The following is a 22,380-nucleotide window of genomic DNA, read 5'->3' on the forward strand; positions in this document are numbered from 1 at the left end:
TATTCGTCTGGTGATTATGGCGAAGAGGTCACACCCGTTCCCATGCCGAACACGGAAGTTAAGCTCTTCAGCGCCGATGGTAGTTGGGGGCTCTCCCCCTGTGAGAGTAGGACATCGCCAGGCAAATGTGAAAAAGCAGCTCAGAAATGGGCTGTTTTTTTGCGGTTTTAAAGGTTTATATATAATTTTTGGTGGAAAAGTGGGTGGAGGACGTTCGTTATGGGCTGAAATCGTCGTGATTTTTAGGGTGGGAGCGTATATATTATCAAAAACGATGGGTTTATTATCAAAAATCCCGATATATTATCAAAAACGTCCCTTTTATTACCAAAAATCCAATTATATTATCAAAACCGTTACTAAGTCCGGCCCACACCAATTCCACACACCAACCGCCGAATATCCCGTAGATAACATCAACCCGCAATCAGCCGAGTAACACCCTCAACCTCCAACCCCTAACCAACTCCCAACCCGGCCATCAAAAATCCCCCATTAACCCAACACGCCCCCAAAACATACACTATCCAAGGCATCTTCACACACCCATCACAATCTCAAACAACATCCATTTTATACGTTTAAAAGTTTTCCAAAACAGGAAAACTTCTAAGAGTGAGTTCTTAATTGCAAAGTTCGGGGCTCGATTGTATAATTATAGTCAAATATAGTCAAAGTCAAAATGAGGAGGAGGTCTGATGAGGAACATTTCCGACATCATTGAAAGTTATTTAAAGAATGTTTTGGATCTCAGTGAAAGTGAAATAGTCGAAATAAAAAGAAGCGAAATTGCGGATAAGTTTCAATGTGTTCCTTCTCAAATCAATTATGTGATCAATACCCGTTTCACGATCGAGAGAGGGTATGTGGTTGAGAGTAAAAGGGGCGGAGGGGGCTATATCCGGATTATGAAGGTGAAGGCCCATGATCAGGTCCATCTTATAGATCAGCTTGTATCACTTGTGACGAAAGCGGTCAGTCAAAGTACGGCAGCAGATATTGTTTTCAGGCTGGTTGAGGAAGATATCATTTCTGAGCGTGAAGCCAAGATCATGCTGAGCGTAATGGATCGTTCCGTGATAATGGTTGAATTGCCTGAAAGGGATATACTGCGCGGCAGAATGTTAAAGGCTATGCTGGATAGCTTGAAGTATGAGTAAGGTTGAGAGGTGAGTTGGATGATATGTCAAGAATGCAATGAGAGACCGGCCACTCTTCATTTTACAAAAGTGGTGAACGGGGAAAAGACGGAAGTGCATTTGTGTGAACACTGCGCCCAGGACAAGGGAGATCAGTTTATGTTTGATTCTTCACCTGGATTTTCAGTTAACAACTTATTGGCCGGACTCCTTAATATATCACCTGCCTTCAAGCAGGCGAAAACTTCAGAGGTTCCTCAGCAAGAGGTTTTACAATGTGAAAAATGCAAGATGACGTTTCAGCAGTTTGTCAAAGTGGGAAGGTTTGGATGTTCTCACTGTTACGAGACCTTCAAATCGCAGCTTGATCCCATTTTAAAAAGAGTGCACAGCGGCAATGTCGAACATCACGGGAAAGTTCCCGAACGAATGGGCGGAGCCATCCATATAAAGAAAAAGATACTGGAATTGAGGACAGATTTACAGAACTCGATCGAAAATGAGGAGTTTGAGAAAGCGGCCGAAATCAGAGATGAAATCCGCTCCCTGGAAAAAGAGGTTAAAAAAGAGGGAGGAGATGAGCAATGAGTCTTGAGAGATTCTTAAGTAATGCCGTCAGCTCATGGATGAATGATGAAGGTCCGAATTCCGATATCGTACTCAGCTCCCGGGTCCGCCTGGCCCGCAATTTCACCGATTTCCGTTTCTCGACTCTGTATTCAGCGGAAGAAGCAAAAGAAATTGTAGGCACGGTGAGGGATAAAGTCCCTCATTACCCAAAAACTTTAGGCCAATTGGAATTTCTGGCCACGAATGAGATTCAACCTCTTCAAAAAAGGGTATTGATGGAGAAACACCTCATTAGTCCGAATTTAGCGGAGAATGAGAATGAAGGTGCAGTTCTATTATCAAATGAAGAAGATGTAAGCATTATGATAAACGAAGAAGACCATATTCGAATACAGTGTCTATATCCGGGACTGCAGCTGAAAGAAGCGCTGAACCGGGCCAATGAGATCGACGATTGGTTTGAAAGTGAATTCGATTATGCGTTTGATGAAAAACGCGGATACTTAACGACGTGCCCGACGAATGTTGGCACGGGCCTCAGGGCCTCTGTCATGATGCACCTTCCCGGGCTTGTACTGACCCAGCAGCTGAACCGCATCATTCCTGCCATTAACCAGCTCGGGCTGGTGGTGAGGGGTATTTACGGTGAAGGAAGTGAAGCCCTAGGAAATATCTTTCAAATTTCGAATCAGATCACGTTAGGAAAATCCGAAGAGGATATTGTGGAAGATTTATTAAGCGTCGTAAGGCAGATCATCGAAAAAGAAGAGTCCGCAAGGGAAGCATTAGTCAAGACATCAAACATACAATTAGAAGACAGAGTGTTCCGTTCGCTCGGGGTGCTTGAACACAGCCGCATTATCGAGTCCAAGGAAGCAGCGAAATGTTTATCCGATGTAAGACTTGGAATCGATTTAGGATACATCAAAAACATATCCAAGAATATATTGAATGAACTAATGATTTTGACTCAGCCGGGATTCCTTCAGCAATACTCGGGAGGGCCCCTCAGACCGAATGAACGAGATATAAGAAGGTCTTCTTTGATACGAGAGCGAATTAAATTAGATAAAGACGCATGTGAGGAGGAAGAATAATATGATGTTTGGTCGATTTACAGAAAGAGCACAAAAGGTATTGGCACTGGCGCAGGAAGAAGCAATCCGCTTGGCACACAGTAATATTGGCACTGAACATATTTTATTGGGACTTGTCCGTGAAGGCGAAGGTATTGCAGCAAAAGCATTGACTGCACTTGGACTCAGCCCGGAAAAAATCCAGAAGGAAGTAGAAGGCCTCATCGGGAAAGGCACCGAGAAGTCCCAAACGATCCATTATACACCGAGAGCGAAGAAGGTCATCGAACTGTCGATGGATGAAGCGCGCAAGCTTGGCCACTCATATGTAGGTACGGAACATATTTTACTGGGTTTGATCCGTGAAGGTGAAGGCGTGGCAGCGAGAGTACTTGGAAACCTCGGCGTCAGCTTGAATAAGGCAAGGCAGCAGGTGCTGCAGCTCCTTGGCAGTAATGATTCGAACAATCACCAGGGAGGCGGCAGCACAAACGCGAACACCCCGACGCTAGACAGCCTGGCGCGTGATTTGACTGCGATTGCCCGCGAAGGAAGCCTTGATCCGGTAATCGGGCGAAGCAAAGAAATCCAGCGTGTCATCGAGGTATTGAGCCGGCGCACGAAAAACAATCCGGTGCTGATCGGTGAGCCCGGCGTAGGTAAAACCGCCATTGCAGAAGGGCTTGCCCAGCAGATCATCGCCAATGAAGTGCCGGAGATCCTCCGTGACAAGCGCGTTATGACACTCGATATGGGAACGGTTGTCGCAGGTACGAAATACCGCGGTGAATTCGAGGACCGCCTGAAGAAGGTGATGGATGAAATCCGTCAGGCAGGAAACATCATCCTGTTCATCGATGAGCTTCATACCTTGATCGGTGCCGGCGGGGCGGAGGGAGCGATCGATGCTTCCAATATCCTGAAACCTTCCCTTGCACGCGGTGAACTGCAATGTATCGGTGCGACTACCCTGGATGAGTACCGCAAGTATATTGAAAAGGATGCAGCACTCGAACGCCGCTTCCAGCCTATCCAGGTGAATGAACCGACAGCGGAAGAGTCCATCCAGATTCTAAAAGGGCTTCGTGACCGCTATGAAGCTCACCACCGTGTATCAATCACGGATAATGCCATCGAAGCAGCGGTTAAATTATCAGACCGTTATATTTCAGACCGGTTCCTGCCGGATAAAGCGATCGATTTAATTGATGAAGCTGGCTCGAAAGTCCGTCTTCGCTCTTATACAACTCCTCCGAATCTGAAGGAGCTTGAATCAAAGCTTGAAGAAATTCGCAAAGAAAAGGATGCGGCGGTTCAAAGCCAGGAGTTTGAAAAAGCTGCGTCACTTCGCGATACAGAACAGAAACTTCGCGAAGAGCTGGAAGAAACGAAGAATACGTGGAAAGAAAAGCAGGGACAGGAAAATACAGAAGTGACCGTCGAAGATATCGCGACAGTCGTATCAAACTGGACGGGAGTGCCTGTATCAAAACTGGCGCAGACTGAAACGGACCGCCTGTTGAAGCTTGAAGAAATCCTTCATTCAAGGGTGATCGGCCAGTCTGAAGCGGTGGTGGCCGTTTCAAAAGCTGTACGCCGTGCCCGTGCAGGACTGAAGGACCCTAAGCGTCCGATCGGTTCCTTCATATTCCTCGGTCCTACTGGTGTAGGGAAAACAGAACTTGCCCGTGCGCTGGCAGAGTCCATGTTCGGTGACGAGGAAGCGATGATCCGGATTGACATGTCCGAGTACATGGAAAAGCATTCGACTTCAAGACTCGTCGGGTCTCCTCCGGGCTACGTGGGGTACGATGAAGGCGGACAGCTGACGGAAAAAGTGCGCCGCAAGCCTTACTCCGTCATCCTGCTGGATGAGATAGAAAAGGCTCACCCGGATGTCTTCAATATCCTGCTTCAAGTACTTGAAGACGGGCGATTGACCGACTCCAAGGGAAGAACGGTCGACTTCAGGAATACTGTGTTAATTATGACATCGAATGTCGGTGCACAGTCGCTTAAGAGCAATAAGTATGTCGGCTTCAATATCCAGGATGGAAAAGCAGATTACAAAGATATGAAAGGGAAGGTCATGGAAGAGCTTAAGAGAGCATTCCGTCCTGAGTTCCTGAACCGTATCGACGAAATCATCGTCTTCCATTCATTAGAGAAGGAACATCTGAAAGAAATCGTCACCTTGATGTCCGATCAGCTTACGAAACGCCTGAAGGAGCAGGATATCCATATCGAACTCACTTCCGCTGCGAAAGAAAAGATTGCGGATGAAGGATTCGATCCTGAGTATGGGGCCAGACCGCTGCGCCGTGCAATTCAAAAGCACGTCGAAGATAAGCTGTCAGAAGAACTCCTGAGAGGGAAGGTTCTTACAGGTCAAAATATCTTGATTGATGTCGAAGATAAGGAATTCGTTGTAAAAGTACAAGAAGAAGCAAATACCACTACCTGATCACCTGGTGAAAAGAGGTACACGTAAAAGAAAGGCGTGTACCTCTTTTTTAATAATTTTTACTTTTAGATATGTTGGTTTTTCAATTTGCTCCAGCGTTTGAATGGAATGCAATACTGGAGTTCTTTCATACATACTCACGAAGGGCTTTTCATTGAAAGGATTACACAAAATCGTTACAATCAATCCAACAGGATTGGTATGAATTAACGTTCGTTAAAATAGAGTAGAAGAGGAGAAGACTGATTTGGCAAAGAAAAAGACGAAGTTTGTATGTTCATCGTGCGGATACGAATCTCCTAAATGGATGGGGAAATGCCCCGGCTGTGGTGAGTGGAACACGATGGTAGAAGAGGTGGCCATCACTGGGAAGCAGCCCAGGGCTGCTTTTATGCACAGCGAAAAAACGGGACCTTCAAAGGCTGAGAAACTATCATCCATCGAAACCCGTCAGGAACCGCGGGTACTAACCGAATCAAGGGAATTGAACCGTGTCCTTGGCGGCGGGGTGGTACCGGGCTCGCTGGTTTTAATAGGGGGAGATCCGGGTATAGGGAAATCTACTTTACTGCTCCAGGTTTCCTCGCAGCTTGCACGGCAAAATCAGAAAGTCTTGTATATTTCAGGTGAAGAATCGATCAAGCAGACAAAGATGCGTGCGGATCGGTTGAATATAAAAGGTGATGAACTATATATCTATGCAGAAACCAATTTAGAGTCCATCCATCAGACGATCGAGCATCTGGCGCCTGACTTCGTGATCATCGACTCCATACAGACGATCTATCATCCTGAGGTGACGTCTGCACCTGGCAGTGTTTCACAGGTTCGTGAATGTACGGCGGATCTGATGAGAATCGGAAAAACGAAAGGCATTGCCATCTTCATTGTGGGGCATGTTACTAAAGAAGGATCTATTGCAGGACCCAGACTGCTCGAACATATGGTTGATACGGTTCTTTATTTTGAAGGGGAGCGCCATCATTCCTATCGTATTTTAAGAGCGGTGAAAAACCGTTTTGGCTCTACGAATGAGATGGGTATTTTTGAAATGAAAGAGTTGGGTCTTGAAGAGGTGTCCAATCCTTCGGAAATTTTCCTTGAGGAGCGCTCTGAAGGAGCGACAGGGTCCACTGTCGTCGCTTCAATGGAAGGGACGCGGCCCGTACTTGTTGAGATTCAGGCGCTGGTCACTCCGACAAGTTTCAATAATCCTCGCCGTATGGCGACAGGAATCGATCACAGCAGGGTATCCCTGATCATGGCTGTATTGGAGAAGCGTGTGGGAATGCTCTTACAGCAGCAGGATGCCTATCTTAAAGTGGCCGGGGGGGTAAAGCTTGATGAACCGGCAATCGACTTGGCGGTTGCTGCGAGCATAGCCTCCAGTTTCCGTGATAAAGCATCTAATCCCCATGACTGCATCATCGGGGAAGTAGGACTTACTGGTGAAATCAGGAGGGTTTCGAGGATTGAACAACGGGTTCAGGAAGCAGCCAAATTAGGGTTCAAGCGTGTAATCGTGCCTCAGAATAATTTGAGCGGATGGCACCCGCCTTCTGATATCAATGTTGTGGGAGTAGCCACCATAAACGAGGCACTGGCCCTTATTTTAGGAGGATAATAAGGTATGGAAGAGAGAAAAACCGAGAAATCGATATCGGATATTTTGCAATTTGTCGCACCCGGTGCCCCGATCAGAGAGGGTATAGATAATGTGCTCAGGGCCAAAACGGGAGGTCTGATCGTTGTCGGCTATAATGACAAAGTCAGATCCGTGGTCGATGGCGGGTTTCATATTAACAGCCCGTTTTCCGCGAGCTACTTGTATGAACTTGCGAAGATGGACGGAGCGATCATTTTGAATGATGCCGGTACGAAGATCCTTTATGCCAATGCCCAGCTGGCTCCTGACGTGTACGTACCTTCCACCGAAACCGGGATGAGGCACCGGACGGCTGAAAGGGTTGCGAGGCAGACAAAGGCCCTCGTGATCGCCATTTCCCAAAGGCGCAATGTCATCACGCTTTATCAAGGTGATTTTCGATACGCGCTCAAGGATATATCGGTTATTTTAACGAAGGCAAACCAGGCCATACAGACTTTGGAAAAGTACAAAGTCGTACTTGATCAGAGCATTTCAAATCTGTCCGTCCTTGAATTTGAGGAGCTTGTCACACACGGCGACCTTCTTCAAGTACTTCACCGCTTTGAAATGGTTCTCCGCATCAAGAATGAACTGTTGACCTATCTGAGTGAGCTTGGAACGGAAGGAAGGCTGATCCGCCTCCAGATGAATGAGCTGCTTGCGGATATAGAAGAGGAAGCGATGCTGATCATCAGGGATTACGCGCATAACCGGGATATCAAGCCATTCGAAGTATTATACAAATTCCAGGAGCTTGTCCACTCTGAGGTGCTCGATGATAATGTCCTGCTTAAACTTCTCGGCCACCTCGGCTACGTGCACCACGATGATGCCATCTGTCCGCGGGGATACCGAGTTCTGAATAAAATTCCACGTCTTCCGATTGTCATCATTGAAAATCTGATCACGGAATTTGAGTCACTGCCGAAAGTGTGCAGTGCTTCAGTGGATGACCTGGATGAAGTGGAGGGCATCGGGGAAGTAAGGGCCCGAAAAATAAAAGAGGGACTCAAGCTCATAAAAGAACAGACGTTTGCAGACCGTCAATTGTAGAGGCTAGTCAAAAAGACCCTGTTATGATACAATGGTATCTTTTTCAAAAAATTGACAGTCAGACCCGGACGTGTTAGCCTTTTTTTAAGACCCTCATTAAACTGGGGTTCACTGTATCAAAAATATTTCTTTTGGGTTAAATTCACGAAGTTTTCCTATTTCGCACGTTTTAAAAATAGCAAATTGTTTATAATGAGTAGGAGGAGGTGAGGGAATGTTAAAGAATATCGTAAAAGCATGCTTCCTTATCGTAGGCGGGACTCTTGGGATCTTTCTTCTTCCCGAATTGTTGACCGTACTAAATCTATCTGACATTCCTTTGTTAAATAACCCTTATATGACTGCCATATTTGGTGCCATTATCTTTTATATTCTTACGTTTTGGGCGGTCGAGTACGTGGTCAATTTCGTTAAGTGGTTTGAAGATAGTCTCGTAAAAGCGCCAGTCACTGATTTATTATTCGGCAGCCTCGGCCTGATTATCGGACTTTTTGTAGCTTATTTATTTGGTATTCCTTTTAATCAGATGGAAATTCCGATCGTGAATACAGTTGTTCCGATTCTATTAACTTTGATTCTTGGTTATCTGGGATTCCAGGTTGGCTTTAAAAAGAGAGACGAACTGACGAACCTGTTTCCGGCAGCCGGCAAAGGCAGGAAAAAAGGGTCTGAGGAAGACCTTGAGGAGAACGGGGTTAAAACACTTAAGATTTTGGATACAAGCGTAATCATCGACGGACGTATCGCGGATATCTGTCAGACCGGATTCCTTGAAGGGATCGTCGTCATCCCTCAATTCGTCCTGGAGGAGCTGCAGCACATTGCCGATTCATCGGATGTGTTGAAGCGAAACCGCGGACGGAGGGGTCTTGATATTTTAAACCGCATCCAGAAAGAACTGCCGGTCGAGGTTCAGATTTACGAAGGAGACTTTGAAGAAATCCAGGAAGTTGATTCGAAGCTTGTTAAACTGGCAAAGCTTACGAACGGCATCGTCGTTACGAATGACTTCAACCTTAATAAAGTCTGTGATCTTCAAAGTGTACAAGTTTTGAACATCAATGATCTGGCAAATGCCGTGAAGCCTGTTGTCCTCCCTGGAGAGGAAATGAAAGTTCAGGTGATCAAGGATGGTAAGGAACATAATCAAGGTATCGCATACTTGGACGACGGAACGATGATCGTCGTCGAAGAAGGCCGCAACTACATCGGCAAATACATCGACGTCCTTGTAACAAGCGTCCTGCAAACATCCGCAGGCCGAATGATCTTCGCCAAGCCCAAACAACTAGAAAAAGCACTATAAAAAGAAAAGAGATAGCGGTTATTACAGTCGCTGCATCATACGTAAGTCAGTCTGAAAGGTGAACCAATCTTTCAGGCTGGCTTATTTTATACTCAGTAGTCAGCAAAGGTTTGTAACAAGCATTTTAGTTCTAAATAAAGGATATTGTTTAAGAATAAGGACAATCCAGCTTTTGATTGGGGTGCAAGACGCAGACTCCTGCGGGAAAAGCGTGTTAGGTGAGACCCCGCAGGCGAAGCCGAGGTTCACCAACCGCCCGCGGAAAGCGAAGTCTTGCACGGAAATCAAAAGCGGTGATTTAAGGCGTATCTTTATATTACAACCCTACAAAAGAACCTAATCATTATAACATCCACCAACTTTGCCCTGACTCCCCCAATACGGTAAGCTATAATAAAGACTGACCAACGAAAGAGACAAAGGAGTTAAGGTATGGAGTATAGAGTTGTCATCCCTGCTGCCGGACAAGGAAAACGAATGAAAGCAGGTAAAAATAAATTGCTGCTTGAGCTGAATAACTGCCCCGTCATCATCCATACACTGAGGGTGTTTGACCGTGACCCGGCCTGCAGAGGCATCTATTTAGCCATCCACCCCGGCGACCGTAAAACGCTTCAGGATTTGATTCGGCGCTTCAACATCCAAAAGGTTGTGAAACTGGTCGACGGCGGAGAAGAAAGGCAGCACTCTGTCTATAATGCCCTGCTTGAAATCGATGAGGGAATCGTCCTTGTTCATGACGGAGCAAGACCATTCATCAAACAGGCGACGATCCATCATCTCACTGAAGAAGCGGAATCTTCCGGAGCGGCGATTGCGGCTGTCCCGGTAAAAGATACGATCAAGAAAGTAAAGGGCGGTACGGTCGAGGAAACGATTGAACGCTCGAGCCTGTGGATGGTACAGACTCCGCAGGCATTTCGACTGCCATTACTCAAGCGTGCCCACAGTGAGGCGGCCGAGAACGGATTCCTGGGGACGGATGATGCTTCCCTCGCAGAAAGGATCGGCATCGATGTTTCTGTCGTGGAAAGTGACTACGATAATATAAAACTGACAACACCTGAAGATCTGTATTTTGCAGAAGCGATTGTGAAGAAGCAAGAGGAAATGAGTGGAGGAAATAAATATGTTTAGAATCGGACAAGGTTTTGATGTACATCAATTAACAGAAGGCAGACCATTGATCATGGGCGGGATCACCATCCCGTATGAAAAAGGATTATTGGGTCACTCTGATGCCGACGTACTGCTTCATGCGGTGGCGGATGCATGCCTTGGAGCGGTTGCGGCAGGGGATATCGGAAAGCACTTCCCCGATACGGACCCTGAATTCAAGGATGCTGACTCTGCCAAACTCCTGCAGCACGTCTGGATGCTTGTGAAGGAAGAAGGATATGAGCTGGGCAACATCGACTGCACCATCATAGCCCAAAAGCCCAAAATGGCACCTTATATCGACCAGATGAGGGAGCGTATCGCAGAACTCCTTGAAGCTGATATCACCCAGGTCAACGTCAAAGCTACAACTTCAGAAAAACTCGGCTTCACCGGCCGTGGAGAAGGAATCGCCGCCCAGACAACGGTACTTATCCAAAAGAAAAGCGTTTAACTCAGGTGGTAATGTAATGCTTTTTTAGAAGTACTGTTTCTTGATAGAGGGTTTAGAAAAGGGATCAATGATTCCACAACTAAGTTGATTGGAGCGGAAGGTACTCGACTCCTGCGGGAAAAGCGAGTCGAGGGAGACCCCGCAGGCGCAGAGCGCCGAGGAGGCTTCCGGACCGCCCGCGGAAAGCGAGTGCCTTCAGCGGAAATCAACGGACCCATTTAGAAGGTTCCCAAAGAAACAATCAAACAAAATCCGCTTTATTCCCTTTCTCAACGGTGTTAAAATAAGCAGAGGATTCAAGCACGTATCTAAAGGAGGAAACACCCATGACAAATGAAGTTCGTGTACGTTATGCCCCGAGTCCAACGGGACATTTACATATTGGTAATGCAAGAACAGCCCTGTTCAACTACCTGTTTGCACGCAGCGTAAACGGTAAATTCATCATCCGTATTGAAGATACAGATAAAAAGAGAAACATTGAAGGCGGCGAGGAAAGTCAGCTGAAATACCTTCAATGGCTCGGGATCGACTGGGACGAAAGCGTCGATAAACCAGGTGAATACGGACCGTACCGCCAATCAGAGCGTAACCATATCTATGAGCAGTATTTGAACGAGCTGTTAGAAAGCGGTCAGGCTTATAAGTGCTACTGCACCGAGGAAGAACTTGAAGCGCAGCGTGAAGCGCAGACGGAAGCAGGCCAGATGCCTCGTTATTCCGGCAAATGCCGTAATTTAACGCAGGAAGACCAGGAGCGCCTTGCAGCTGAAGGCCGCCAGCCGAGCATTCGTTTCAGAGTGCCTGCAGGCAAAGTGTATACGTTCAATGACATCGTGAAAGAAGACGTTTCCTTCGAATCCGATGGTATCGGTGACTTCGTCATTGCGAAGAAGGACGGGACGCCTACGTATAACTTTGCGGTGGCAGTGGATGATTATTTGATGAAGATCTCTCACGTCCTTCGCGGTGAAGACCATATCTCGAATACACCTAAACAGCTGATGATCTTTGAAGCACTTGGGTGGGAAGCACCTGTATATGGTCATATGACATTGATCGTAAATGAAAGCCGCAAGAAGCTGAGTAAGCGTGATGAAAGCATCATTCAATTCATCGAACAGTATGAAGCCCTCGGCTATCTGCCGGAAGCGTTATTCAACTTCATTGCGCTATTGGGCTGGTCGCCTAAAGGGGAAGAGGAATTATTCTCGAGAGAAGAGTTCATTGAAATTTTCGATCCGGAACGTCTATCAACTTCTTCTGCACTGTTTGACAACCAGAAGCTGACTTGGATGAACAATCAATACATGAAGAATCTTGAGCTCGATCAAGTGGTGGAACTTTCACTTCCTCATCTTGTAAAGGCGGGCAAGCTTGAAGAGCCGATGACAGATGAAAAACGCGAATGGGCAAAAGGCGTCATTTCCCTTTATCAGGAGCAGATGAGTTTTGGTGCGGAGATTGTGGAATTGTCCGAGATGTTCTTCAAAACAGATCTTGACTATGATGCAGATGCTAAGGCTGTCCTGGATGAAGAACAGGTGTCGGAAGTCCTGCAGGCATTCCTTGAAGAGATCGACGCCCTTGAAAACTACGAAGCGGCTGAAATCAAAAAATCGATCAAGGCCGTTCAAAAATCGACCGGCCATAAAGGTAAAAAGCTGTTCATGCCGATCCGCGCTGCCGTTACCGGTCAGACACACGGACCGGAATTGCCGAATGCCATCGAGCTTTTAGGGAAAGATAAAGTAAAGCATCGCCTTCAGAGTCTTTTAGGTTAACATTTCTGGATAAATGTAATATAGTAAGAGTACCAATTAATTAATGAAATCGCGTTGATGAGGAGAAGTAAGAAATGGACGCTTAGTAGAGAGAACCATCACCGGCTGAAAATGGTTCAGGCCTCTCCCTTTCTGAAATGCACCTCAGAGCCCGTTGCTGAAATAAGTAGGCAGCGGCGGTTCCCTGCCGTTAACAGGTCGAGGTGGAGAAGGTTTATTCTTCTCAATCAGAGTGGAACCGCGCTGCCGATGCGTCTCTGTCATGATGACAGAGGCGTTTTTTTATTTTCAATAAAAAATAATTTAAATCTAAGAAATGGCCAGCTCCAGTGCTCAGCAAATCGAGACGTTTCGGACCGTCAGTGAAGTCAAAGAACGACTTCATTGGTCGGACCAAGAGCTTGGTCGGGCCTTAACAAAGCGTTTGCGCTTTTCCAGATAGGAGGGAAGACGATGTTTAAGACATTCAAGGAAGATATCGATGTGGTGTTCGATCAGGACCCAGCCGCCAGGAGCTATATCGAAGTGATCCTGACATATTCGGGCCTTCATGCCATCTGGTCCCACCGGATCGCGCATGCGTTTTTTAAACGGAAGTTTTTCTTCCTGGCCCGGGTGATTTCCCAGATCAGCCGGTTCTTCACCGGGATCGAGATACATCCTGGGGCGAAGATAGGCCGCCGATTCTTCATTGACCACGGTATGGGTGTGGTGATCGGGGAAACGTGTGAGATAGGCGATAACGTGACAATTTTCCAGGGGGTGACCCTGGGGGGGACCGGCAAGGAAAAAGGGAAGCGGCATCCGACGATCCATGACAATGCACTGGTTGCAACCGGTGCGAAGGTGCTTGGATCGATTATAGTAGGAGAGAATTCCAAAGTCGGCGCCGGATCTGTTGTCTTGAAGGATGTGCCCCCGAATTCCACTGTTGTCGGCATACCCGGACGCATTGTGATAAGGGATGGGGTAAAGGTGCAGAAGGATTTGAATCACAGCAATCTGCCCGATCCTGTTTACGACCGGATGAAACAGATGCAGGAAGAAATCGATGAACTGAAAACACTACTTAAGGATCATGAGGGAAGGAGTCGATCATTGTGACGATTCGTTTATATAATACGTTAACCAGAAAGAAAGAGGAATTTCAGCCGCTTGAAGAGGGTAAAGTGAAAATGTATGTGTGCGGCCCGACCGTATACAACTATATTCATATTGGAAATGCCCGTCCTGCCATCGTATTTGATACAGTCAGACGCTATTTGGAATACAGAGGATATGATGTTCAATTCGTATCCAATTTCACAGATGTCGACGACAAGCTGATCAAAGCAGCTAATGAACTGGGTGAAGAGGTTCCGGTGATTGCCAAGCGTTTCATAGAGGCATACTTCGAGGACACGGGAGCTCTCGGATGCAAAAAGGCGGATATCCATCCTACCGTTATGGAAAACATCGACACGATCATCGACTTTATTTCAGCGCTGGTCGAAAAAGGATACGCCTATGAGTCCCAAGGCGATGTGTATTACCGTACTAGAAAATTCGAAGGATACGGCAAGCTTTCCCATCAGCCGATCGATGAACTGAAAGCTGGCGCACGCATCGATGTAGGCGACAAAAAGGAAGATGCCCTTGATTTCGTGCTGTGGAAAGCGGCAAAACAAGGCGAGATTTCATGGGAGAGCCCGTGGGGCAAAGGACGTCCGGGATGGCACATTGAATGCTCTGCTATGGCGAAACGGTATCTTGGCGACACAATCGATATCCACGCCGGGGGTCAGGATCTTACTTTCCCTCACCATGAAAATGAGATTGCGCAGTCTGAAGCGCTGACAGGGAAGCCGTTCGCGAAGTACTGGATGCACAACGGCTATATCAATATCGATAATGAAAAAATGTCGAAGTCACTGGGGAATTTCGTCCTGGTTCACGACATCATCAAAGAACAGGATCCCGAGGTCCTACGCTTCTTCATGCTGTCGGTTCATTACCGCCATCCGATCAATTATAATCTGGAGCTTCTGCAAAATGCGGAAACGGCCCTCGACAGGATCAAGACTGCATACGAGAACCTGAAGCACCGCAAGGAATCGAGCACGGACCTGGCGGATAACAATCAGGAGTGGCTTGATAAGATTGCAGAACTGAAAGAACAATTCATCTCCGAAATGGATGATGATTTCAATACAGCGAATGGCATTTCCGTCCTGTTTGAACTTTCACGCCAGGCAAACTACTATCTGATGGAGAAGAACACAGCTGTACAGGTCATCGATTCTTTCCTTCACCAATTCGAAGATTTCTTCGAGGTGCTGGGTCTCAGCCTGCAAGCGGAAACGGAACTCCTGGATCAAGAAGTCGAGGAATTGATCGAAAAGCGTATCCAGGCCCGTAAAGACCGGAACTTCCAGCTTGCTGATGAAATCCGTGATACGCTGAAGGAAATGAATATCATTTTAGAAGACACACCGCAGGGTACACGCTGGAAAAGGGGATCCTGATGATATACGAAACAAACGAAAAGATCGACGCTAAACAAATAAATGCACTTGCCCTTGCCTATATGGGAGATGCCGTCTATGAAACATATGTACGGCAGCTCCTGTTGACGAAAGGAAAAATAAAGCCGAACCACCTTCACCGTGCTGCAACCAATTATGTTTCGGCGAAAGCACAGGCTGCGTCATTAAAGAAACTGTTTGATGAAGAGCGGCTGAGTGAGGAAGAAATCAATATCGTCAAGCGCGGACGCAATGCGAAATCGGGAAGCGTCCCAAAGAATACCGATGTACAGACGTATAACCACAGCACCGCTTTTGAAGCACTGATCGGGTATTTATTTTTACTGAACAGGACTGAGCGGCTGGAAGAGCTGATCACGATCATATTCGAACAGAAAGGAAAGGAGGAGTAAGCGATGAGCAAAGATTTTATCGGTGGAAGAAACCCCGTCATCGAAGCACTGAAGTCGGGGAGGGAAATTAATAAAATCTGGATTGCCGAAGGTTCACAGAAGGGGTCGATCCAGCAGGTCCTCGGCCTTGCCAAAGAAGCAGGCGTGATGGTCCAATATGTACCGAAGAAGAAGATCGAACAGATGGTCGCAGAGAATCATCAAGGCGTCGTGGCGTCTGTCGCTGCTTATGAATACGCCGAGATCGATGATATTTTCGATAAAGCGGCAAAGAAAGAGGAGGACCCGTTCATCCTCATCCTGGACGAGCTTGAGGATCCCCATAATCTCGGCTCAATCATGAGGACCGCGGATGCAGCCGGGGCTCACGGGATCATCATCCCTAAACGACGGGCGGTAGGATTGACCTCGACCGTGGCAAAAGCTTCGACAGGGGCAATCGAACATATACCTGTTGCGCGTGTCACCAACCTCTCAAGAGCAGTGGACGAGCTTAAAGACCGCGGTGTATGGGTTGCCGGGACGGACGCGAAAGGAAAGCAGGATTACCGCCAGCTTGACTGTACATTGCCGATCGGTCTCATCATAGGCAGTGAAGGAAAAGGGATGAGCAGGATTCTCCGTGATAAATGTGACTTCCTTGTCCAGCTTCCGATGGTCGGCCGCGTCACGTCCCTGAATGCCTCGGTGGCAGCCAGTATCTTGATGTATGAGGTTTACCGGAATCGGCATCCGCTGGGGGAATAGGGAAAAATGGATATTCTCCTTGTGGATGGATATAACATCATAGGCGCCTGGCCGGAACTGAATGAATTAAAGAATAAAGATCTGGCCGCCGCCCGTGACCGTCTGGTGGAACAAATGGCGGAGTATCAGGGGTATACGGGTTACCGGGTCATCGTTGTCTTTGATGCCTACTATGTACAGGGAATCGCGCGAAAGTACAAGAATTACAAGGTGGAAGTGTTATTCACAAGAGAAAATGAAACGGCGGATGAACGGATCGAGAAGCTCGCTATCGAACTTGGCAACATTAAAACCCAGATCCATGTGGCAACCTCCGACTTCACAGAGCAGTGGGCCATCTTCGGACAGGGGGCCCTCCGCAAGTCGGCGAGGGAACTTTTAACAGAAATAAAAGTGATTGAAAAAAAAATTGAGAGAAAAGTCCGTAAATCCACTGATGATAAGCCATCTTCCAAGATTCAATTATCGGATGAAGTTGCTGAAATTTTCGAAAAATGGCGCCGCGGGGAACGATGAGCGGTTGACGATTGAATTTTCTGTAATGTATAATATTTCTATCTATTGTTTTGCTCGGGGGGATGTGTGTGAGCAATATCACCAAGAAGGATGCGATTTCCAGTCAGTTTGAGAAGATGGATGATGAAGAGATAATAGAAGCGGTCCATCAGGGGAATAGTGAAGCACTGGATTTCCTGATCAAAAAATATCGGAATTTTGTTAGAGCGAAAGCCCGCTCCTATTTTTTGATCGGGGCAGATAAAGAAGACATCGTCCAGGAAGGCATGATTGGTCTTTATAAAGCAATCCGTGACTACAAAGAGGACAAGCTTACCTCTTTCAAGGCATTTGCCGAACTTTGCATCACGAGGCAGATCATCACGGCAATCAAGACAGCGACCAGACAAAAGCATATACCGCTCAATTCCTATGTATCACTGGACAAGCCCATTTATGATGATGAATCCGACAGGACCTTGCTCGATGTCATTTCAGGTACGAAGGTGATGGATCCCGAAGAGTTGATCATCAACCGGGAAGAGTTCGATAACATGGAAGATAAGATGGCGCAGCTGCTCTCAGACCTTGAGAGGAAAGTCCTGGCACTTTATCTCGATGGACAATCCTATCAGGAAATTTCGGAAGAATTGAACCGTCATGTCAAGTCGATTGATAATGCTTTACAGCGTGTGAAGCGGAAACTCGAAAGGTATCTTGAAGTGCGGGAAATCACAATGTAAATGTGTTATTGACACAATTTGGTGACCGTGTTATTTTTGATAGGACTTACTATGTGAAGTTTAGGTGAATGATATGACTGCTAAACTAGTCCTTGCCTGTTCGGTGTGCGGTTCCAGAAATTACAGTGTTCCAAGTAACGGCAATCAGTCAGTGAGGCTTGAATTGAAGAAGTTCTGCAATACATGCAATGCTCACACCCTGCACAGAGAAACGAAATAGGCGGGTGGGAAGTCCTGCGTATTGATATAAGTTGGAGGTTACAAAAGGATGGTTAATTTCTTTCGCAATGTTGCATCAGAGATGAGAAAGGTCAGCTGGCCGAAACGTAAAGAATTAACGCGCTACACGATCACTGTTATCACGACGGTTGTATTCGTTGCTTTATTCTTTGCCGTCATCGATTTAGGTATTTCCGAATTGATGCGTCTGATCATCGGTTCTAAATAGAAGGCTGTTTTCTAAAAGGCTGTTGCTTTTCGTAAGTTGGCTTGCAACCTGGATGTAGCTTGTGGACGTGCTCTTTTCGAACTCAACGGACAAGCGGAAAATACCCAAGTTCAGGTATTTACTTGTATGCAAAGCAACAAAGTATTCGAAAAGAGCCCAATAGAAAGATAGAATTAGTTGTATATAACATGCCAAAGCATGGTATAATGAACATTAATAGAGTACATGACCTTTAAGCCCGTTCACTTTTACGGGTTTTTTCATTTGGAGAAAAAAGTCAGAGAGTATTCTTTAAATAGCGAGGAGGGACGGACGCTAAGTCCTATCAGATGGAGAAGAATTGGTATGTAGTCCATACTTATTCAGGATATGAGAACAAGGTCAAAGCGAACCTTGAGAAGCGTGTTGAATCAATGGGGATGCAGGATAAGATCTTCCGCGTGCTCGTACCTGAAGAAGAAGAGACGGATATTAAGAACGGCAAGAAAAAAGTAGTGAAAAAGAAAGTATTCCCAGGCTATGTCATCGTTGAGATCGTCATGACAGATGATTCATGGTACGTAGTCCGCAACACCCCGGGCGTGACGGGTTTCGTAGGTTCAACAGGCTCAGGATCGAAGCCTACACCGCTGCTTCCTGAAGAAGCGACATATCTCTTGAAACAAATGGGTATGGCCGACAAGAAGATCGAAGTAGACTTTGAACTGGGTGAAACGGTCAAAGTGAACGAAGGGCCGTTTGCCAACTTCACAGGAACAATCGAAGAGATTGATTCTGCTAAATCAAAAGTAAAAGTCCATGTAAATATGTTCGGACGGGATACCCCGGTAGAACTTGATTTCTCTCAAATTGATAAATTATAATGGAAAAGAACTTGAAATCACTCAAAAAAAGTGATAATATTTCATAAGTCAGTGCGTCTCGACAAGAGATACTGAAACTAATAAACGTTCTTTATGTTGATAAAGACATTTTTTACATTTGAGTGGGAGGGTGAAAAGCCCAATAACCACATCACGGACTTAAGGAGGTGTGTCTCGTGGCTAAAAAAGTTATCAAAATGGTTAAATTGCAGATTCCTGCTGGTAAAGCTAACCCAGCTCCACCGGTTGGTCCTGCATTAGGTCAAGCAGGTGTTAACATCATGGGATTCTGTAAGGAATTCAATGCTCGTACAGCAGATCAAGCTGGCTTAATCATTCCTGTTGAAATCACGGTTTTTGAAGACCGTTCATTTACATTCATCACAAAAACTCCACCTGCTGCTGTTCTTCTTAAGAAAGCTGCTGGTATCGAGTCTGGTTCAGGCGAACCTAACAGCAAAAAAGTGGCAACACTTAAACGCGATAAAGTACGTGAAATTGCTGAAACAAAAATGCCTGACTTAAATGCAGCTAGCGTTGAATCAGCTATGCGCATGGTAGAAGGAACTGCGCGCAGCATGGGTATCGTCATCGAAGACTAATCCAGCTTCGCTCAATTGAATGTTCCTGTTGAACGAGGTTGCGATGATGAAATGTACTGTTTCACTCTCGCAACCTTATTTCGTGGGAGGTTATTCCGCTAAAACCACATCGAGGAGGAAATTTTAAAAATGGCTAAAAAAGGTAAAAAGTTTCTTGAAGCTCAAAAGCTTGTAGATCGTACTACAGCTTATTCAGTTGAAGAAGCAATCGAACTAGTAAAGAAAACAAACATCGCTAAGTTTGACGCAACTGTAGAAGTGGCGTTCCGCTTAGGTGTAGATACTCGTAAGAATGACCAGCAAATCCGTGGAGCAGTTGTGCTTCCGCACGGTACTGGTAAAACTCAAAAGGTTCTTGTATTCGCTAAAGGCGAAAAAGCAAAAGAAGCAGAAGCTGCTGGCGCTGACTACGTTGGCGATGCGGACATGATCAACAAAATCCAACAAGGATGGTTCGAGTTCGACGTAATCGTTGCAACTCCGGACATGATGGGTGAAGTTGGAAAACTTGGACGCGTATTGGGACCTAAAGGCTTAATGCCAAACCCTAAAACTGGAACAGTTACTTTCGACGTCGAAAAAGCTGTTAACGAAATCAAAGCTGGTAAAGTAGAATACCGTGCTGACAAAGCTGGTAACGTACACGTTCCTGTTGGAAAAATCTCTTTCGACAACGAAAAATTAGTTGAGAACTTCACAACTATGTACGAAACAATGCTTAAAGCTAAACCATCTGCAGCTAAAGGAACTTACATGAAGAACGTCGCTGTTACTTCAACTATGGGTCCTGGTGTTAAAGTTGATCCTTCAACTTTCGCAGTTAAGGCATAATTTGGTATTGACTTAACATGAACTAATCATTATAATTAGTTCTGTTGTTAAAAAACGAATACATTTGTACCGTAGACAGCTGGTGCTCCCAGGAGCTTAATTTCCCGCCGAGGTAATTGCGATAAAAAATGCGCCCTGTGCGTGTTAGCGATGCCCTTATGTCTACCTTGATATAAGGGCATTTTTTATTGGATGACGGTATAAATGTTCATCAGTCAATCTACAGGAGGTGTAATGATGAGCAGCATTCTAGAACAAAAGCAACATATCGTTGGAGAAATCTCTGACAAGCTAAAGAACAGTGTATCTACAATCATTGTAGATTACCGCGGCCTTGATGTTTCTGAAGTAACTGAGCTTCGTAAACAACTTCGTGACGCTGGCATCGACTTCAAAGTGTATAAAAACACAATGACTCGCCGTGCAGCAGCAGAAGCTGGTCTTGAAGGGTTGAACGAATTCCTAACTGGTCCAAACGCAATCGCGTTCAGTACGGAAGAAGTTGTAGCTCCTGCAAAGATCCTTAATAACTTCGCTAAAGATCACGAAGCGCTTGAAATCAAAGCTGGTGTTATCGAAGGAACAATCACATCTGTTGAAGATGTTAAAGCTATCGCTGAACTTCCAAGCCGCGAAGGACTTCTTTCTATGCTACTCAGCGTGCTTCAAGCTCCAATGCGCAACTTCGCATTGGCAACAAAAGCCGTTGCAGACCAAAAAGAAGAACAAGGCGCGTAAGTTAAACAGAGTCGCTTGAATAATAATACGAACCAACATACTAAGGAGGAAATTTAAAATGAGTAAAGAGCAAATCATTGATGCAATTAAAGAAATGTCCGTTCTTGAATTGAACGATCTAGTAAAAGCTATCGAAGAAGAATTCGGAGTAACTGCTGCTGCACCTGTAGCTGCAGCTGGTGGCGGAGCAGAAGCTGCTGCTGAAAAAACTGAATTTGACGTTGTTCTTGAGAGCGCTGGTTCTCAAAAGATCAAAGTTATCAAAGTTGTTCGTGAAATCACAGGTCTTGGACTTAAAGAAGCGAAAGAACTTGTTGACAACACTCCTAAAGCTCTTAAAGAAGGCATTTCTAAAGAAGAAGCTGAAGAGCTTAAAGCTAAACTTGAAGAAGTTGGCGCTGGCGTAGAAGTTAAGTAATAATTGCATAGAAGAAAAGCTCGCTTTATAAGCGGGCTTTTTTCTTCTTTTGGTTATATACTTGTAATCCGTTTAAAAGATGGAGGTGTAATAATGACTAATCACTACTATTCCAGTAAGCCGGAAGTGGGAAGTAATCCTCAAAGCATTCAATTTGAATTGCGAGGGCATTCCTTTCGGTTCAAGACGGATCAGGGAGTCTTTTCGAAAAAGGAAGTGGATTTCGGTTCAAGGACGCTGATCGAAAACTTCAAACTGCCGGAGACAGAGGGTGCATTGCTTGATGTCGGGTGCGGTTACGGACCGATCGGCCTTGCTTTGGCAAAAGATTTTGGCGACCGCATGGTTCATATGGTCGATGTAAACGAAAGAGCCCTTTCGCTTGCAGGCGAAAATGCGAAAGCTAACGGCGTGGAAAACGTGAGAATCTACCAAAGCGACCGCTATAAAAATGTTAAAGATAAGGGCTTTGCGGCAATCCTTACAAATCCCCCTATCAGGGCAGGGAAAGAAACCGTTCATTCCATCCTTTCAGAAAGCTATGACCATCTGGCGGATAAAGGTGAATTATGGGTCGTTATTCAGAAGAAGCAGGGTGCTCCATCCGCCATGGATAAAATGGAAGAATTGTTTTCAAATGTAGAAATCGCTGCAAGAAAAAAAGGTTACTACATTCTGAGATCAGTAAAAGAAATCCGTTGACGTAGCTAATCCGCTATGATAACATTATAAAATGCAAAAATATTATTTTCCGGTATTGTGTCCATATGTATACATATTGGATAAATTGGAAAAGATTATAAAATAATAGTTCGTCATTTGAAAATGAGGTTTTATCATTAAAACCCTTTTTCTTTTTGTCTTGGGCAGAGTGCATTCTGTCAAAGACATATAGACACAACCAAAACGCTTGATTTGAGGGGTGA

Annotated in this window: 24 protein-coding genes, 1 rRNA gene and 2 other annotated features; all 25 genes read left to right on the forward strand. The window is 45.7% G+C overall.

The genetic code is table 11. The annotated features are described in order from the left end of the window. Positions 1 to 6 precede the first annotated feature (6 nt). The 25 genes from rrf to BHE18_RS02565 all read left to right on the forward strand — a co-directional run bounded on the left by rrf (position 7) and on the right by BHE18_RS02565 (position 22,156). Positions 7 to 123, forward strand: a 5S ribosomal RNA gene (rrf, locus tag BHE18_RS02440). Positions 124 to 698: 575 nt separating this feature from the next. Continuing rightward, complete coding sequence (locus BHE18_RS02450; RefSeq protein ID WP_071617092.1) at positions 699 to 1,160, forward strand: CtsR family transcriptional regulator; 462 nt, start codon at positions 699 to 701, stop codon at positions 1,158 to 1,160. An 18-nt stretch (positions 1,161 to 1,178) separates the two neighbouring features. Then, a complete protein-coding gene (locus tag BHE18_RS02455; RefSeq protein WP_071617093.1) occupies positions 1,179 to 1,727 on the forward strand; it encodes a UvrB/UvrC motif-containing protein in 549 nt (182 codons plus the stop codon). After that, positions 1,724 to 2,806: a protein arginine kinase gene (locus tag BHE18_RS02460; protein ID WP_071617094.1), complete on the forward strand. Its 1,083-nt coding sequence runs from the start codon at positions 1,724 to 1,726 to the stop codon at positions 2,804 to 2,806. Before BHE18_RS02455 ends, BHE18_RS02460 begins: the two co-directional genes overlap by 4 nt. A gap of 1 nt (position 2,807) precedes the next feature. Continuing rightward, on the forward strand, positions 2,808 to 5,249 hold the full coding sequence (clpC, locus tag BHE18_RS02465; protein ID WP_071617095.1) for an ATP-dependent protease ATP-binding subunit ClpC: 2,442 nt from the start codon (positions 2,808 to 2,810) through the stop codon (positions 5,247 to 5,249). Positions 5,250 to 5,496: 247 nt separating this feature from the next. Next, positions 5,497 to 6,873, forward strand: coding sequence for a DNA repair protein RadA (radA, locus tag BHE18_RS02470; RefSeq protein WP_071617096.1), 1,377 nt, complete (start codon positions 5,497 to 5,499; stop codon positions 6,871 to 6,873). Positions 6,874 to 6,879: 6 nt separating this feature from the next. Further along, entirely contained in the window at positions 6,880 to 7,950 is a 1,071-nt protein-coding gene (gene disA, locus BHE18_RS02475) for a DNA integrity scanning diadenylate cyclase DisA (protein WP_071617097.1), read from the forward strand. Positions 7,951 to 8,164: 214 nt separating this feature from the next. Beyond that, positions 8,165 to 9,256 carry a PIN/TRAM domain-containing protein gene (locus BHE18_RS02480; RefSeq protein ID WP_071617098.1) on the forward strand — a complete coding sequence of 364 codons (1,092 nt, stop codon included), beginning with the start codon at positions 8,165 to 8,167 and terminating at the stop codon, positions 9,254 to 9,256. A gap of 432 nt (positions 9,257 to 9,688) precedes the next feature. Continuing rightward, positions 9,689 to 10,393, forward strand: coding sequence for a 2-C-methyl-D-erythritol 4-phosphate cytidylyltransferase (ispD, locus tag BHE18_RS02485; RefSeq protein WP_071617099.1), 705 nt, complete (start codon positions 9,689 to 9,691; stop codon positions 10,391 to 10,393). After that, positions 10,386 to 10,868 (forward strand): 2-C-methyl-D-erythritol 2,4-cyclodiphosphate synthase, encoded by a 483-nt coding sequence (ispF, locus tag BHE18_RS02490; RefSeq protein WP_071617100.1) that lies wholly within the window; start codon positions 10,386 to 10,388, stop codon positions 10,866 to 10,868. The genes ispD and ispF overlap by 8 nt, the downstream gene beginning before the upstream one ends. 326 nt (positions 10,869 to 11,194) lie before the next feature. After that, positions 11,195 to 12,652: a glutamate--tRNA ligase gene (gltX, locus tag BHE18_RS02495; protein WP_071617101.1), complete on the forward strand. Its 1,458-nt coding sequence runs from the start codon at positions 11,195 to 11,197 to the stop codon at positions 12,650 to 12,652. 45 nt (positions 12,653 to 12,697) lie between these two features. Next, positions 12,698 to 12,914: a binding site (T-box leader), on the forward strand. Positions 12,915 to 13,105: 191 nt separating this feature from the next. Then, positions 13,106 to 13,756 (forward strand): serine O-acetyltransferase, encoded by a 651-nt coding sequence (gene cysE, locus BHE18_RS02500; protein ID WP_032085252.1) that lies wholly within the window; start codon positions 13,106 to 13,108, stop codon positions 13,754 to 13,756. After that, complete coding sequence (cysS, locus tag BHE18_RS02505; protein ID WP_071617102.1) at positions 13,753 to 15,156, forward strand: cysteine--tRNA ligase; 1,404 nt, start codon at positions 13,753 to 13,755, stop codon at positions 15,154 to 15,156. The genes cysE and cysS overlap by 4 nt, the downstream gene beginning before the upstream one ends. After that, positions 15,156 to 15,569 carry a Mini-ribonuclease 3 gene (locus tag BHE18_RS02510; protein WP_071617103.1) on the forward strand — a complete coding sequence of 138 codons (414 nt, stop codon included), beginning with the start codon at positions 15,156 to 15,158 and terminating at the stop codon, positions 15,567 to 15,569. Before cysS ends, BHE18_RS02510 begins: the two co-directional genes overlap by 1 nt. 3 nt (positions 15,570 to 15,572) lie before the next feature. Next, positions 15,573 to 16,316, forward strand: coding sequence for a 23S rRNA (guanosine(2251)-2'-O)-methyltransferase RlmB (gene rlmB, locus BHE18_RS02515; protein ID WP_071617104.1), 744 nt, complete (start codon positions 15,573 to 15,575; stop codon positions 16,314 to 16,316). Positions 16,317 to 16,322: 6 nt separating this feature from the next. Continuing rightward, positions 16,323 to 16,832 carry an NYN domain-containing protein gene (locus BHE18_RS02520; protein WP_071617105.1) on the forward strand — a complete coding sequence of 170 codons (510 nt, stop codon included), beginning with the start codon at positions 16,323 to 16,325 and terminating at the stop codon, positions 16,830 to 16,832. 62 nt (positions 16,833 to 16,894) lie between these two features. Further along, positions 16,895 to 17,554 carry an RNA polymerase sporulation sigma factor SigH gene (gene sigH, locus BHE18_RS02525; RefSeq protein WP_071617106.1) on the forward strand — a complete coding sequence of 220 codons (660 nt, stop codon included), beginning with the start codon at positions 16,895 to 16,897 and terminating at the stop codon, positions 17,552 to 17,554. A 73-nt stretch (positions 17,555 to 17,627) separates the two neighbouring features. Further along, the gene (gene rpmG, locus BHE18_RS02530) at positions 17,628 to 17,774 is read left to right on the forward strand and encodes a 50S ribosomal protein L33 (protein WP_071617107.1); all 147 of its coding nucleotides are present in this window, start codon (positions 17,628 to 17,630) and stop codon (positions 17,772 to 17,774) included. A 48-nt stretch (positions 17,775 to 17,822) separates the two neighbouring features. Then, entirely contained in the window at positions 17,823 to 18,002 is a 180-nt protein-coding gene (secE, locus tag BHE18_RS02535; protein ID WP_032085256.1) for a preprotein translocase subunit SecE, read from the forward strand. A gap of 329 nt (positions 18,003 to 18,331) precedes the next feature. Then, positions 18,332 to 18,865: a transcription termination/antitermination protein NusG gene (gene nusG, locus BHE18_RS02540; protein ID WP_071617108.1), complete on the forward strand. Its 534-nt coding sequence runs from the start codon at positions 18,332 to 18,334 to the stop codon at positions 18,863 to 18,865. A 176-nt stretch (positions 18,866 to 19,041) separates the two neighbouring features. After that, positions 19,042 to 19,467: a 50S ribosomal protein L11 gene (rplK, locus tag BHE18_RS02545; RefSeq protein ID WP_032085258.1), complete on the forward strand. Its 426-nt coding sequence runs from the start codon at positions 19,042 to 19,044 to the stop codon at positions 19,465 to 19,467. Between the two features lie 129 nt (positions 19,468 to 19,596). Next, positions 19,597 to 20,298, forward strand: a complete 702-nt coding sequence (rplA, locus tag BHE18_RS02550; protein ID WP_071617109.1) for a 50S ribosomal protein L1 — start codon at positions 19,597 to 19,599, stop codon at positions 20,296 to 20,298. A 51-nt stretch (positions 20,299 to 20,349) separates the two neighbouring features. Continuing rightward, positions 20,350 to 20,493, forward strand: a sequence feature (ribosomal protein L10 leader region). A gap of 42 nt (positions 20,494 to 20,535) precedes the next feature. Next, complete coding sequence (gene rplJ, locus BHE18_RS02555; RefSeq protein ID WP_032085260.1) at positions 20,536 to 21,036, forward strand: 50S ribosomal protein L10; 501 nt, start codon at positions 20,536 to 20,538, stop codon at positions 21,034 to 21,036. Positions 21,037 to 21,094: 58 nt separating this feature from the next. Further along, positions 21,095 to 21,454: a 50S ribosomal protein L7/L12 gene (gene rplL, locus BHE18_RS02560; protein ID WP_071617110.1), complete on the forward strand. Its 360-nt coding sequence runs from the start codon at positions 21,095 to 21,097 to the stop codon at positions 21,452 to 21,454. Positions 21,455 to 21,547: 93 nt separating this feature from the next. After that, positions 21,548 to 22,156, forward strand: coding sequence for a class I SAM-dependent methyltransferase (locus BHE18_RS02565; RefSeq protein WP_071617111.1), 609 nt, complete (start codon positions 21,548 to 21,550; stop codon positions 22,154 to 22,156). The last annotated feature ends 224 nt before the right edge of the window (positions 22,157 to 22,380 follow it).

This window comes from Rossellomorea aquimaris (assembly GCF_001877785.1).
Lineage (GTDB): Bacteria > Bacillota > Bacilli > Bacillales > Bacillaceae_B > Rossellomorea > Rossellomorea aquimaris_A.

Bases quoted from the DNA above. Each gene is read 5' to 3' on its own strand.
- BHE18_RS02450 (WP_071617092.1), top strand. From the start codon at position 699: ATGAGGAACATTTCCGACATCATTGAAAGTTATTTAAAGAATGTTTTG.
- BHE18_RS02455 (WP_071617093.1), top strand. From the start codon at position 1,179: ATGATATGTCAAGAATGCAATGAGAGACCGGCCACTCTTCATTTTACA.
- BHE18_RS02460 (WP_071617094.1), top strand. From the start codon at position 1,724: ATGAGTCTTGAGAGATTCTTAAGTAATGCCGTCAGCTCATGGATGAAT.
- clpC (WP_071617095.1), top strand. From the start codon at position 2,808: ATGATGTTTGGTCGATTTACAGAAAGAGCACAAAAGGTATTGGCACTG.
- disA (WP_071617097.1), top strand. From the start codon at position 6,880: ATGGAAGAGAGAAAAACCGAGAAATCGATATCGGATATTTTGCAATTT.
- BHE18_RS02480 (WP_071617098.1), top strand. From the start codon at position 8,165: ATGTTAAAGAATATCGTAAAAGCATGCTTCCTTATCGTAGGCGGGACT.
- ispD (WP_071617099.1), top strand. From the start codon at position 9,689: ATGGAGTATAGAGTTGTCATCCCTGCTGCCGGACAAGGAAAACGAATG.
- ispF (WP_071617100.1), top strand. From the start codon at position 10,386: ATGTTTAGAATCGGACAAGGTTTTGATGTACATCAATTAACAGAAGGC.
- gltX (WP_071617101.1), top strand. From the start codon at position 11,195: ATGACAAATGAAGTTCGTGTACGTTATGCCCCGAGTCCAACGGGACAT.
- cysE (WP_032085252.1), top strand. From the start codon at position 13,106: ATGTTTAAGACATTCAAGGAAGATATCGATGTGGTGTTCGATCAGGAC.
- BHE18_RS02510 (WP_071617103.1), top strand. From the start codon at position 15,156: ATGATATACGAAACAAACGAAAAGATCGACGCTAAACAAATAAATGCA.
- rlmB (WP_071617104.1), top strand. From the start codon at position 15,573: ATGAGCAAAGATTTTATCGGTGGAAGAAACCCCGTCATCGAAGCACTG.
- BHE18_RS02520 (WP_071617105.1), top strand. From the start codon at position 16,323: ATGGATATTCTCCTTGTGGATGGATATAACATCATAGGCGCCTGGCCG.
- sigH (WP_071617106.1), top strand. From the start codon at position 16,895: ATGTGTGTGAGCAATATCACCAAGAAGGATGCGATTTCCAGTCAGTTT.
- rpmG (WP_071617107.1), top strand. From the start codon at position 17,628: ATGACTGCTAAACTAGTCCTTGCCTGTTCGGTGTGCGGTTCCAGAAAT.
- secE (WP_032085256.1), top strand. From the start codon at position 17,823: ATGGTTAATTTCTTTCGCAATGTTGCATCAGAGATGAGAAAGGTCAGC.
- nusG (WP_071617108.1), top strand. From the start codon at position 18,332: ATGGAGAAGAATTGGTATGTAGTCCATACTTATTCAGGATATGAGAAC.
- rplA (WP_071617109.1), top strand. From the start codon at position 19,597: ATGGCTAAAAAAGGTAAAAAGTTTCTTGAAGCTCAAAAGCTTGTAGAT.
- rplJ (WP_032085260.1), top strand. From the start codon at position 20,536: ATGAGCAGCATTCTAGAACAAAAGCAACATATCGTTGGAGAAATCTCT.
- rplL (WP_071617110.1), top strand. From the start codon at position 21,095: ATGAGTAAAGAGCAAATCATTGATGCAATTAAAGAAATGTCCGTTCTT.
- BHE18_RS02565 (WP_071617111.1), top strand. From the start codon at position 21,548: ATGACTAATCACTACTATTCCAGTAAGCCGGAAGTGGGAAGTAATCCT.